The following is a 12,658-nucleotide window of genomic DNA, read 5'->3' on the forward strand; positions in this document are numbered from 1 at the left end:
TCAGGCCTGCGGCAGGGCCGCCAGCTGGCCGGTGATCCGCTCAATGTCGGACTCGGCCTTGGTGAGCCGGCCGCGGATCTTGTCGACCACGTTGTCCGGGGCCTTGGCCAGGAACGCCTCGTTGCCGAGCTTGCCGGTGGCCTGCGCCTTCTCCTTCTGCGCGGCCTCCAGGTCCTTCGTGAGGCGCTTGCGCTCGGCGCCGACGTCGATCGTGCCGGAGAGGTCGAGCGCGACGGTGGCTCCGGCGACCGGCAGCGACGCGGTGGCGTGGAAGCCGTCACCGGCCGGCTGGAGCCGCGCGAGCTGGCGGATGGCCGCCTCGTGCGGGGCGAGCGCGGTCCCGGTCAGGGTGAGCTCGGCCGGGACCTTCTGGCCGGGCTGGAGACCCTGGTCGTTGCGGAAGCGTCGGACCTCGGTGACGACCTGCTGGACGAGCTCGATCTCCTGCTCGGCGGCGTCGTCACGGAAGCCGCTGTCCGCCGGCCAGTCGGCGATGACGACGGACTCGCGGCCGGTGAGCGCGGTCCACAGGCTCTCCGTGACGAACGGCACGACGGGGTGCAGCACGCGCAGCATCACGTCGAGGACCTCGCCCAGGACCCGGCCGGAGACCTCGGCCGGACGGCCGCCGCCGAAGAACGTGGTCTTGGACAGCTCGAGGTACCAGTCGAAGACCTCGTCCCAGGCGAAGTGCCGGAGCGACTCGCTGAGCTTGGAGAACTGGTAGTCGTCGTAGTACGCGTCGACTTCGGCGACGGTCTTGTTGAGGCGGGACAGGATCCAGCGGTCGGTCACCGACATCTCGTCGGCGGACGGCAGCTCGCCCTCGATCGTCGCGCCGTTCATCAGGGCGAAGCGGGTGGCGTTCCAGATCTTGTTGGAGAACTTGGCGGAACCCTGGACCCACTCCTCGCCGATCGGGACGTCGGTGCCGGGGTTGGCGCCGCGCGCGAGCGTGAAGCGCAGCGCGTCGGAGCCGTACTTGTCCATCCAGTCCAGCGGGTTGACCACGTTGCCGAAGGACTTCGACATCTTCTTGCCGTGCTCGTCGCGGACCATGCCGTGCAGGACGATCGTCCCGAACGGCGGGACGCCGTCGTTGACGTACAGGCCGAACATCATCATCCGGGCGACCCAGAAGAAGAGGATGTCGTAGCCGGTGACCATGACGGAGTTCGGGTAGAACTTCGCGAGGCTGTCGGTCTGTTCGGGCCAGCCGAGCGTGGAGAACGGCCACAGGCCGGAGGAGAACCAGGTGTCCAGGACGTCGCTGTCCTGGGTCCAGCCCTCGCCGGTGGGCGCCTCGTCGTCCGGTCCGACGCAGACGACCTCGCCGCCCGGGCCGTACCAGACGGGGATGCGGTGGCCCCACCAGAGCTGGCGCGAGATGCACCAGTCGTGGAGGTTGTCGACCCAGTCGAAGTAGCGCTTCTCCATCTCCTGCGGGTGGATCTTGACCTTGCCGTCACGGACGGCGTCACCGGCCGCCTCGGCGAGCGGCGCGACCTTGACCCACCACTGGAGGGAGAGGCGCGGCTCGATGGTGGTCTTGCAGCGCGAGCAGTGGCCGACGGAGTGGACGTACGGCCGCTTCTCGGCGACGATCCGGCCCTCGGCGCGCAGGGCGGCGACGATGGCGGAACGGGCCTCCAGGCGGTCCAGGCCCTGGAAGGGGCCGGGGGCCGTGATGACGGCGCGCTCGTCGAGGACCGTGAGGAACGGCAGGTCGTGGCGCTTGCCGATCTCGAAGTCGTTCGGGTCGTGCGCAGGGGTCACCTTGACGGCGCCGGTGCCGAACTCGGGGTCGACGTGGTGGTCGGCGACGACCGGGATGGTGCGGTCGGTCAGCGGCAGCTTGATCTGCTTGCCGACCAGGTGCTTGTAGCGCTCGTCGTCGGGGTGGACGGCGACGGCGGTGTCACCGAGCATCGTCTCGGCGCGGGTGGTGGCGACGACGATGGTCTCGTCGCCCTCGCCGTACTGCATGGAGACGAGCTCGCCGTCGTCCTCCTGGTACTCGACCTCGATGTCCGAGATCGCGGTGAGACAGCGCGGGCACCAGTTGATGATGCGCTCGGCACGGTAGATCAGCTCGTCGTCGTACATCTGCTTGAAGACGGTCTGGACGGCCTTGGACAGGCCCTCGTCCATGGTGAAGCGCTCACGGGACCAGTCGACGCCCTCGCCGAGACGGCGCATCTGGCCGGAGATCTGGCCGCCGGACTCGTTCTTCCACTGCCAGACGCGCTCGACGAAGGCCTCACGGCCCAGGTCGTGGCGGGACTTGCCCTCCTTGGCGAGCTCGCGCTCGACGACGTTCTGGGTGGCGATGCCGGCATGGTCCATGCCCGGCTGGTAGAGCGCCTCGAACCCCTGCATCCGCTTGCGGCGGACCAGGGCGTCGATCAGTGTGTGCTCGAAGGCGTGTCCCAGGTGCAGGGATCCGGTGACGTTGGGCGGCGGGATGACGATGGAGTACGGCGGCTTGTCGCTGTTCTCGTCCGCCTTGAAGTAACCGCGTTCTACCCAGCGCTCGTACAGCTTCCCCTCTACCTCGGCCGGCGTGTACTGGGTCGGCAGTTCGGGGTTGCTGGCTGGCTGCTGCGCTGCGTTCTCGGTCACGCCCACAGTTTAGGGCCGTCACAGTCATGCACTGAAACCGGTTTGTTCAGTAACGGTCTCCCTCCCGGTGCCCCACGCCCCCGGGCCGTCCGTCAGGATGTTCGGAACGCATAAGCATCACGAACAGGGGACACCGCAGATGAGCTACAACCAGCCGGGCCCGTACGGTGGCCAGCCGCCGCAGGGCCAGCCCGGACCGTACGGCCAGCAGCCGGGCCCCTACGGCGGCCAGCCGCCGCAGGGCCAGCCGCAGGGCCAGCCCGGCTACGGCTACCCGCAGGCCCAGCAGCCCGGCCCCTACGGCCAGCAGCCCCCCACTCCCCCGTACGGCGGCCAGCCGGCCTACGGCCAGCAGCCGGGCTTCCCGCCGGCCGCCCCGCCGAAGAAGAAGACCGGCCTGATCGTGGGCGGCGTGATCGTGGCGCTGGCGGTCATCGCGGGCGCGGCGTACTTCCTTACGTCGGACGGTGCCAGCAACAGCGACGTCGCTGACTCCACCAAGGGGTACAAGCTGACGCCGGCGGCGGCGCTGGACGGCTACAAGAAGCAGGCCGGTTCCGGGGAGTCGGGAGCGCCGACAGGGGAAGAGAAGACCAGGCTCGACGGTCTCGGCATCAAGAACCCTCAGAAGGCGGGCGCCAATTACCAGTCGGGCACCGAGGAGAACCCGCTCGCGGGCAAGTCGATCACACTCTCGGGCTACTGGGGTGACGTCACCGACCCGGCGAAGGTCATCGACAACGCGTTCAACAATGCGGAGTCGGAGTTCACGAAGGGCGAGGACGGGATGGAGGTCGAGCGTGTCGGCAGCCCCAAGTCCGTCACGCCGGACGGCTTCAAGGGTGCCCTCATGAAGTGCCAGGACCTCAAGGTGCTGAACAAGGACGGCGACGGCACTGCCGCCAAGGGGCCGAAGGAATTCACCATCCCCATCTGCGTCTGGGCCGACTACAGCACCGTGGGCACCGTGCTGGGCGTGGACGTGGCCCTCTCCATGACCGGCAAGGGGATGGATCAGGGCGAGGTGGCGGGCATCACCGCCAAGCTCTACAACACCTCCCGCACCAAGATCTGACCCACGCAACGCGAAGGGGCGCCCCACCGGCTGAACCGGTGGGGCGCCCCTTCGCGTTACACGCGATCCGCGGCTACGCCGACTTCTCGTGCCGCCCCTCGTCACCCTTGCCGATCGTCCGCGGCTCGCGCGGGACCAGCGTCGGGTTGACGTTGTTGCGGACCACGTCCGCCGTGATGACGACCCGGGCGACGTCCTTGCGGGACGGCACCTCGTACATCACCGACTGGAGGACCTCCTCCATGATGGCGCGCAGGCCGCGCGCGCCGGTCTGGCGCAGGATCGCCTGGTCGGCGATGGCCTCCAGCGCCTCGCGCTCGAACTCCAGCTCCACACCGTCGAGTTCGAACAGCCGCTGGTACTGCTTCACCAGGGCGTTGCGCGGCTCGATGAGGATCTGGAGCAGCGCCTCGCGGTCCAGGTTGTGGACCGAGGTCAGGACCGGGAGGCGGCCGATGAACTCGGGGATCATCCCGAACTTCACCAGGTCCTCCGGCATGACCTCCTGGAACTGGTCGCTCGCCTGGATCTCGCGCTTGGAGCGGATCGTGGCGCCGAAGCCGATGCCCTTGGCGCCGGCCCGGGACTCGATGATCTTCTCGAGGCCGGAGAAGGCGCCGCCCACGATGAACAGCACGTTCGTCGTGTCGATCTGGATGAACTCCTGGTGCGGGTGCTTCCGGCCGCCCTGCGGCGGGACGGAGGCGGTGGTGCCCTCCAGGATCTTCAGCAGGGCCTGCTGGACGCCCTCGCCGGAGACATCGCGGGTGATCGACGGGTTCTCGCTCTTGCGGGCGACCTTGTCGATCTCGTCGATGTAGATGATCCCGGTCTCGGCCTTCTTGACGTCGTAGTCCGCGGCCTGGATCAGCTTCAGCAGGATGTTCTCGACGTCCTCGCCGACGTAGCCGGCCTCCGTCAGCGCCGTCGCGTCCGCGATGGCGAACGGGACGTTGAGCATGCGGGCCAGTGTCTGCGCGAGGAGGGTCTTGCCCGAGCCCGTGGGGCCGAGCAGCAGGATGTTGGACTTGGCGAGTTCGATCGCGTCGTCGCGGTTCGCGCCGCCGCCGTTCTCGCCTGCCTGGACCCGCTTGTAGTGGTTGTACACCGCGACCGAGAGGGCCTTCTTCGCGGGCTCCTGCCCGACGACGTACCCCTCGAGGAACTCGTAGATCTCGCGGGGCTTGGGAAGTTCCTCCCAGCGGACCTCGCTCGTCTCCGCGAGCTCCTCCTCGATGATCTCGTTGCAGAGATCGATGCACTCGTCGCAGATGTACACACCGGGTCCCGCGATGAGCTTCTTCACCTGCTTCTGGCTCTTTCCGCAGAACGAGCACTTGAGCAGGTCGCCGCCATCACCGATGCGTGCCACGAGGTGCTTCCCCTTCGCCTGGGAGACGCCTGGTTCAGCGGCTCCTGGTGCCTCTATCCGACGGTACCTTGCCTGGGCCCCCGTTCGGGCCCCCCTTGGCACGGTTCACACGGCCGGGGCCGGTGACCCTGCCGCGCCAAGGGGTAAAGGCCGACGTCAGGCGGCCGCTCCGGCCGCGCTCTTACGGGTCGCGACGATCTGGTCGACCAGACCGTAGGCCAGGGCGTCATCGGCGGTCAGGATCTTGTCCCGCTCGATGTCGTCACGGATCTTCTCGATCGGCGTGGTGGAGTGCTTGGCCAGCAGTTCCTCCAGCTGGGCCCGCATCCGCAGGATCTCGTTGGCCGCGATCTCCAGGTCGGAGAGCTGCTCACGGCCGGTCTGCGAGGACGGCTGGTGGATCAGTACGCGGGCGTTCGGCAGCGCCAGGCGCTTGCCCGGCGTGCCCGCGGCGAGCAGCACGGCGGCGGCGGAGGCCGCCTGGCCCATGCAGACCGTCTGGATGTCCGGCTTCACGAACTGCATCGTGTCGTAGATCGCGGTGAGCGCGGTGAACGAGCCGCCGGGGCTGTTGATGTAGATCGAGATGTCGCGGTCCGGGTCCATCGACTCCAGGCACAGCAGCTGCGCCATGACGTCGTTGGCGGACGCGTCGTCGATCTGCACGCCGAGGAAGATCACGCGCTCCTCGAAGAGCTTCGCGTACGGGTCGTACTCGCGCACGCCCTGCGAGGTGCGCTCCACGAAGCGCGGGACGATGTAGCGGTTGTCCACCTGCGGGCCGGTGTAGAGGCCGTTCGCGGACGCGCCGGGGAAGTTGTTCATGTGGGTGTTCACCATCCTGGTGGCGTTCTGTGGCTGGGTGTCTCGGTGTACGAGAGAAAAGCGGTGCGGTGCGGCGCGATCCGGCGCTGGCCGGGTCAGGCGCCGGTGCCGCCGCCGCCCGGAACGCCCGATGCGACCGTGATGATCTCGTCGATGAGGCCGTACTCCTTGGCCTCCTCCGCGGTGTACCAGCGGTCACGGTCGCCGTCGCGGATGATCGTCTCCACGGTCTGGCCGGAGTGGCGGGCGGTGATCTCCGCCATCCGCTGCTTGGTGCGCAGCAGGTACTGGGCCTGGATCTTGATGTCCGAGGCCGTACCGCCGATACCGGCCGAACCCTGGTGCATGAGGATGTCGGTGTTCGGGAGCGCGAAGCGCTTGCCGGCGGCGCCGCCGGTGAGCAGGAACTGGCCCATCGAGGCCGCCATGCCCATACCGATGGTGACGACGTCGTTCGGGATGTACTGCATGGTGTCGTAGACCGCCATGCCGGCCGTCACCGAACCACCGGGGCTGTTGATGTAGAGGTAGATGTCCTTGTCCGGCTCGGCGGCAAGGAGGAGCAGCTGCGCGGTGATCTTGTTGGCGATGTCATCGTCGACCTGCTGACCGAGGAAGATGATGCGTTCGCCGAGCAGTCGGCTGTAGACCTGGTCACCGAGGCCTCCACCGAGGGACGGCTCTCCGGCGGCGTAGGGCATCAGATTCGTCACGTATCCACCTGCTCGTCTCTGACGGCTCCGGCCGTCTCAGCGTCTTCGTACCGGGTGGGCCGGGACTCCCCGACCCTTCCTCTTCATGGACCCTAACGCGCAGGTGGGACAACGCCATCCCGCTTCCGCAACTGTTCGCTGGGAGCGCAAGCTCCGCAGTCCGCACAAGGGTTGTGGGCGGCGTCCGCCGATACGACGACGGGCTCCGGACGCGGTGGCGTCCGGAGCCCGTCGTGCGGGTATCAGCGCGAGGCTCAGGCCTCGGTCTTCTCCTCGGCGGCGTCGGCGGTGCCCTCGGCGGCCTCGACCACCTCGGTTGCCTCCTCCGCTGCCTCTTCGTCGTCCTCCAGCTCGACGACCTCACCGTTGGTGTCGATGACCTTGGCAGCCTCGACGACCACGGCCAGCGCCTTGCCGCGGGCGACCTCGCCGACGAGCATCGGGACCTGGCCGCCCTCGACGACGGCCTGGGCGAACTGGTCGGGGCTCATGCCGGAGGACTGCGCGCGCCGCAGGAGGTGCTCGGTGAGCTCCTCCTGGTTGACGTTCAGCTTCTCCTTGTTGACGAGCTCGTCCAGGATGAACTGGGTCTTGATGCCCTTGACGGCCTGCTCGGACGTCTCGGCCTCGAACTCCTCGAGGGTCTTGCCCTGGATCTCCAGGTACTTCTCGAGGTCGAGACCCATCTGGCCGAGCTGGTGGTGCTCGAGGTTGTGCTTGCGGGTCTGGACCTCGTCCGCGAGCAGCTTCTCGGGGATCGGGACCTCGGCGAGCTTCAGCAGCTCCTCGAGGACGCGCTCCTGGGCCTGGGTGGCCTGCTCGTACTGCTTGGTGTCCTCGAGGCGCTTGCGGCTGTCCGCCTTCAGCTCGTCCAGCGTGTCGAACTCGCTGGCCATCTGGGCGAACTCGTCGTCCAGCTCGGGGAGCTCACGGGCGGCGACGGCGGTGACCTTGACGGTGACCTCCGCGTCCTTGCCCTCGGCGGAGCCGCCCTTCAGCGCGGAGGTGAAGGTGGCCTCGCCACCGGCCTCCAGGCCGGTCACGGCGTCGTCGATGCCTTCGAGGAGCTCGCCGGAACCGATGGTGTACGAGACACCCTCGGCCACGCCGTCCTCGAGGACCTCGCCCTCGACCTTGGCCTGCAGGTCGATGGTGACGACGTCACCCTCGACGGCGGCGCGCTCGACCGGGTTGGTCGAGGCGAAGCGCTCACGGAGCTGCTCCACGGCCTTCTCGACGTCCTCGTCGCTGACCTCGAGGGCGTCGACGGTGACCTCGATGCCGGAGTAGTCCGGGATCTCGATCTCGGGGCGTACGTCAACCTCGGCGGTGAAGGAGAGCAGTTCGCCGTCCTTCAGCTCCGTGATGTCGACCTCCGGCTGGCCGAGGACGTTGAGCTCACCCTCGTTGACGGCCTCGGTGTAGAACTTCGGGAGCGCGTCGTTGACGGCCTCCTCCAGCACTGCGCCACGGCCGAACCGCTGGTCGATGACCCGGTTGGGGATCTTGCCCTTGCGGAACCCCTTCACCGTGACCTGCTGGTTGATCTTCTTGTACGCCGCGTCGAGGCTGTCCTTGAGCTCCTCGAAGGGCACCTCAATGCTGAGCCGAACCCGGGTCGGGTTCAGGGTCTCCACGGCGCTCTTCACGGTTCGGTCTCCTTGGTGGCTGACTTCTTGGGGTTCTGCTCCACCGCACAGGAGGCGGCTTCGCGGACCGAGCCCGGTACATCAGACACACGGGCACGCATTTTGCATAGTAACGGCAAGGGGGAGAACTCCCACAATGCGATCTTGCCGGTGGTCGGGGTGGCCGGATTCGAACCGACGACCTTCCGCTCCCAAAGCGGACGCGCTACCAAGCTGCGCCACACCCCGTCGGTGCGACACGTAGGGTACATGCAGACAGGCGGTGCATCGGACGTTTTACGCGGGCGTCGCCGGACTCCGCGCCGCGCGTCGCCATCGGGTGTGCGGACCGGGTCCGCGACCCGCTACGATGCTTCTCGTGCCGCGGTCCCCGTGACCTGCGGTGCACTGCATGCGGGCGTAGCTCAATGGTAGAGCCCTAGTCTTCCAAACTAGCTACGCGGGTTCGATTCCCGTCGCCCGCTCCATGCTTCGGGCCCGGCCCGGCGGATCCCCTCGGGAATGTCCGCCGGACCGGGCCCTTCGCGTGTCCCGGGGTGCGTCCGCCGGGGCGGTCGCACCGCCCCGGGCCGGAGTCCTCAGAAGCTGATCTGGTTGATGCTCTGCGCTATCGAGTCCATGAACCTCTGGATCGACGGCGCCATGCCGGTCGATGCCAGGAAGAAGCCGAACAGCGCCGCGACGATCGCGGGTCCGGCCTTGATGGATCCGCCTCGAATCATGACCACCAGGATGATCGCGAAAAGAAGCACCACAGACAGCGAAATGGCCACGACTGCTCACACCCTCGGTCGGTCCGCCTTGCCGGCCCGGAGGTGTGCGGCCGCGCACTCCTCCGTTGCCGTCCATCGTGCCACCAACTCCCCTGTGGTCGCTGCCAGGTGACGAATCGACCTGGCGATATCGCGCCAACTTGCGCCCCTTGCGCCCCCTGTGCGCCGGTCACTTGACGGGTCCGGGCCCGGGCCCGGCCGGGCAGCCGCACGGACGACACAGGGGCGCTCAGCAGCGGAAATCCCGGACGTCGCCGCAATTGCAACGGCGGTCGTTTCTGTACCCACACAGTTTATTCACAGGCATTACCCGTGTCCGGGAGAGACGTAATTCACTCACCTCAACTCCCGGCCGATATGCACGATTTAAGCGGGATTAACACGTCCATACCGGACAGATTTCGATGGTTTGACATTTGACCCGACGGGAACACGCAATATCCGACGGTGGTTTTACGAATGGCAATCGAGGCGTCTAGGGTGCCTGAGATGTTCCAAGCTCCGAACGTATTTCAGAGGGCCACGCTCCCACCGGCGACCCGGGAGTCGGAGCCCAGACGCCAAGCACCGTCGGCGACGGACGACGCTCCCGCACCGGCCCCCGCCCGGCCTGCGCAGGCGGTCGGCGCGAAGAGGCGTGACGCCTACTTCGACAATGCCAAGTACCTGGCCATCGTGCTGGTCGCGGTGGCCCACTCGTGGGTGCCGGTCATGGACGGGAGCAGGGCCGCGCGTGCGCTGTACATGGTGACGTACACGTTCCACATGCCGGCTTTCATCATCATCTCCGGTTATTTCTCACGTTCGTTCGACATGAGCCCGGCCAAGGTGAAGCGTCTGGTCACCGGGGTCGCCGTGCCGTACGTGGTGTTCGAGACGGCGTACTCGCTGTTCCGGCGGTACGCGGACGATCCCGGAGCCCCGATCACCCTGACCGAGCCCTGGTACCTGACCTGGTTCCTGGCCGCCCTGTTCATCTGGCGGCTCACCACACCTCTGTGGCGCAGCCTGCGCCACCCGTTGGCGGTCTCGCTCGTCATCGCGTCCCTTGCCTCGCTCGCCCCCGGCATCGGTGACGATCTCGACCTGCCGCGCGTCCTGCAGTTCCTGCCGTACTTCGTGCTCGGGCTCCAACTCAAGCCCGAGCATTTCCAGTTGGTCCGCCGCCGCGAGGTGCGGCTGCTCGCCCTGCCGCTGTTCGCGGTCGCGCTGGTCTTCGCCTACTGGGCGGCGCCCCGGATGGAGCTGGGCTGGTTCCTGCACAACTCGTCCGCCCAGGACATGGGCAACCCGTGGTGGACCGGCGTGGTGATGACGTTCGCGCTGTTCGGCTGCGCGACGCTGCTCACCGCCGCCTTCCTGTCCCTGGTCCCGCGGCGCCACATGTGGTTCACGGTCCTCGGGGCCGGCACGATCTGCGGCTACCTGCTGCACGGGTTCATGGTGAAGGGCGCCACGTACGCCGGTGTCTTCGACCGGAACGAGTGGCTGATCTCCCCGACCGGTCTGGTGCTGGTCAGCGTCGTCGCCGCGGCCGGGGTGACGCTGCTGTGCACGCCGCCGGTGCGACGCGCCCTGCGCTGCGTGACCGAGCCGGACATGAACTGGGCCTTCCGGCGGGAGTCCGCGAAGCTCTGAGAGCCGGACATCGCACCCCCGGACGACTGAACACGTCGGAGCCCGGCCCGCTCATGGGCCGGGCTCCGACGTGTTGGCTCAATCCTGCTGGTCGGCGGGCGGTTGCGGGGCGGTGAGCCCGAGCAGACCCCGTACCAGCGCATACTTCTCGCTCAGCCGGGTACGGGTCGCCGGTTCCAGCGCCGCGAGGCGGGCCGGGTCGGCGTTGTGTGCGAGGTCGGCCTCCTTGATCAGCAGGGCGCCGGGCGTGGCCAGGATGCGCCGGGTGTACGCCGCCGTCTCCTCGCCGTCCCGCTTGGTGACGGCCAGCACCATGTCCTTGACCTGCTGCGGAAGCGCGGCATCGGCCAGCCACCGCTCCGTCAGGGCGTCGTCCTCGACCGCGTCGTGCAGCCACGCCGCGGCGATCTGGTCGTCGCTGCCGCCCCGCGCCCGCACCCCCTCGGCGACGGCCGCGAGGTGCTCGCCGTACGGCCTGCCCGCCTTGTCCCGCTGTGCGGCGTGGGCCTCGCGGGCGATCGCCTCTACTTCGGCCAGGGTCAGCTGTGCTCGTGATGCGGTCATCGTCCGAGCCTAGGAGAGGCCGCGCCACCGACGCCCGCCCCTTCCCGCCGCGGGGCCTCCGGGGCCGTCATAGTTGCAACGTCAATCATTCGGTAAACTAATTACTGACGATTCCTTGACGCTCTCTTGACCCGAAGACCGACCACCCGACGACCGACGACCCCGCGAAGGAACAAGCTCATCGGACACGCAGACACGCTCATCGCCATGGGCGGCGCCTTCCTCGCCGCCGCAGTCCTCGCCCGCGTCGGCAGCCGCATCGGACTGCCGACCATCCCCCTGTTCATCCTGGCCGGGATCCTCCTCGGCCCGCACACCCCCGGCATCGTTCTCGTCGCCGACCCGCACGACCTGGAGATGCTCTCCGCACTCGGTCTGGTCCTGCTGCTCTTCTACCTCGGCCTGGAGTTCCACCTCGACGACCTCAAAGCGGGCGGCCGCAAGATGGCGGTCGCGGGCGGCGCCTATCTCGCCCTGAACGTCGGTGCCGGACTCGGCTTCGGCTTCGCGCTGGGCTGGGGCACGTCGGAGGCGCTGGTCCTCGCCGGGGTGCTCGGCATCTCCTCGTCGGCCATCGTCACCAAGGTCCTGGTGGACCTCGGCCGCATCGGCAACCCGGAGACCAAGCCGATCCTCGGCATCATCGTCGTCGAGGACGTGTTCCTCGCCCTGTACCTGGCGGCCCTCCAGCCCATCCTCTCGGGCGCCGACAGCCTCGCGTCGGCCGCGGTCGACGGCGGCAAGGCCTTCGGATTCCTGCTCATCCTCGCGCTGGCCGCCCGGTTCGGCACCAAGGTCATCGGCAAGCTCATCAACACCCGGGACGACGAACTCCTCGTCATCTCCTTCCTCGGCGCCGCCGTCCTCGTGGCCGGGATCTCGGAGTGGTTCGGCGTGGCGGACGCCATCGGCGCCTTCATGGTGGGCCTGATGCTCGGCAGCACCACCTCCGGGGAACGCATCCTCAAGCTGGTCCACCCGCTGCGCGACGCCTTCGGAGCGATCTTCTTCTTCGCGTTCGGCCTCTCCATCAACCCCGGCGACCTGCCGACCGTGCTGTGGCCGGTGCTGGCCGCCGTGGCGGTGACCCTCGCCATGAACGTCGTCGCGGGACTCGCCGCCGCCAAGGTGTACGCGTTCGGCCCGCAGGCCACGGCGAACATCTCCACGACCCTGGTGGCGCGTGGCGAGTTCGCCCTGATCCTCGCCACGATGGCGGCGGGCGCGGGGCTGGACGAACGGCTCTCCCCGTTCATCGCGGGCTATGTCCTGGTCCTCGCGGTCCTGGCTCCCCTGGCCGCAGGGCGCTCGCACTGGCTTGCCCGGCTGCTGCCCGGCGGGCGCGAAGGGGTTCCACTCCCGATCCGGTGATGGGCCTGTCCTCGTTGACGAACGTCCGTTTCGAACCGGTTCTGTACGGTTCCGGA

At 68.1% G+C, this 12,658-nt stretch carries 10 protein-coding genes and 2 tRNA genes; 4 read left to right on the forward strand and 8 right to left on the reverse strand.

The features are described from left to right. Positions 1-2,622 (reverse strand): valine--tRNA ligase, encoded by a 2,622-nt coding sequence (locus tag JGS39_RS15380; protein ID WP_219569640.1) that lies wholly within the window; start codon positions 2,620-2,622, stop codon positions 1-3. Positions 2,623-2,761: 139 nt separating this feature from the next. Here JGS39_RS15380 and JGS39_RS15385 point away from each other — a divergent pair, with 139 nt between their 5' ends. After that, positions 2,762-3,697 carry a hypothetical protein gene (locus tag JGS39_RS15385; RefSeq protein WP_219569642.1) on the forward strand — a complete coding sequence of 312 codons (936 nt, stop codon included), beginning with the start codon at positions 2,762-2,764 and terminating at the stop codon, positions 3,695-3,697. Positions 3,698-3,770: 73 nt separating this feature from the next. Here JGS39_RS15385 and clpX read toward each other — a convergent pair whose 3' ends face one another. The 5 genes from clpX to JGS39_RS15410 all read right to left on the reverse strand — a co-directional run bounded on the left by clpX (position 3,771) and on the right by JGS39_RS15410 (position 8,484). Next, positions 3,771-5,069, reverse strand: a complete 1,299-nt coding sequence (clpX, locus tag JGS39_RS15390) for an ATP-dependent Clp protease ATP-binding subunit ClpX (RefSeq protein ID WP_148018684.1) — start codon at positions 5,067-5,069, stop codon at positions 3,771-3,773. A 156-nt stretch (positions 5,070-5,225) separates the two neighbouring features. Continuing rightward, positions 5,226-5,909 carry an ATP-dependent Clp protease proteolytic subunit gene (locus JGS39_RS15395; RefSeq protein ID WP_306070064.1) on the reverse strand — a complete coding sequence of 228 codons (684 nt, stop codon included), beginning with the start codon at positions 5,907-5,909 and terminating at the stop codon, positions 5,226-5,228. A gap of 80 nt (positions 5,910-5,989) precedes the next feature. Next, entirely contained in the window at positions 5,990-6,595 is a 606-nt protein-coding gene (locus JGS39_RS15400) for an ATP-dependent Clp protease proteolytic subunit (RefSeq protein WP_168713553.1), read from the reverse strand. Between the two features lie 266 nt (positions 6,596-6,861). Continuing rightward, positions 6,862-8,256, reverse strand: a complete 1,395-nt coding sequence (gene tig / locus JGS39_RS15405; protein ID WP_219569644.1) for a trigger factor — start codon at positions 8,254-8,256, stop codon at positions 6,862-6,864. 151 nt (positions 8,257-8,407) lie between these two features. Further along, positions 8,408-8,484, reverse strand: a tRNA-Pro gene (locus JGS39_RS15410). Between the two features lie 165 nt (positions 8,485-8,649). On the opposite strand from JGS39_RS15410, the gene JGS39_RS15415 reads away from it, so the two are divergent. Further along, a tRNA-Gly gene (locus tag JGS39_RS15415) sits at positions 8,650-8,723 on the forward strand. Between the two features lie 111 nt (positions 8,724-8,834). On the opposite strand, the gene JGS39_RS15420 is transcribed toward JGS39_RS15415, so the two are convergent. After that, positions 8,835-9,029 (reverse strand): hypothetical protein, encoded by a 195-nt coding sequence (locus JGS39_RS15420; protein ID WP_219569646.1) that lies wholly within the window; start codon positions 9,027-9,029, stop codon positions 8,835-8,837. A 489-nt stretch (positions 9,030-9,518) separates the two neighbouring features. Between JGS39_RS15420 and JGS39_RS15425 the strand changes: the two genes are divergently transcribed. Beyond that, complete coding sequence (locus JGS39_RS15425) at positions 9,519-10,667, forward strand: acyltransferase family protein (RefSeq protein ID WP_219569648.1); 1,149 nt, start codon at positions 9,519-9,521, stop codon at positions 10,665-10,667. Positions 10,668-10,745: 78 nt separating this feature from the next. Here the strand turns inward: JGS39_RS15425 and JGS39_RS15430 are convergent, their stop codons facing one another. Continuing rightward, positions 10,746-11,231, reverse strand: a complete 486-nt coding sequence (locus JGS39_RS15430; protein WP_219569650.1) for an HD domain-containing protein — start codon at positions 11,229-11,231, stop codon at positions 10,746-10,748. A gap of 207 nt (positions 11,232-11,438) precedes the next feature. Between JGS39_RS15430 and JGS39_RS15435 the strand changes: the two genes are divergently transcribed. Continuing rightward, complete coding sequence (locus tag JGS39_RS15435; RefSeq protein WP_219569652.1) at positions 11,439-12,602, forward strand: cation:proton antiporter; 1,164 nt, start codon at positions 11,439-11,441, stop codon at positions 12,600-12,602. Positions 12,603-12,658 lie beyond the last annotated feature (56 nt).

Origin of the sequence: Streptomyces poriferorum, assembly GCF_019399235.1 — a bacterium.
Lineage (GTDB): Bacteria > Actinomycetota > Actinomycetes > Streptomycetales > Streptomycetaceae > Streptomyces > Streptomyces poriferorum.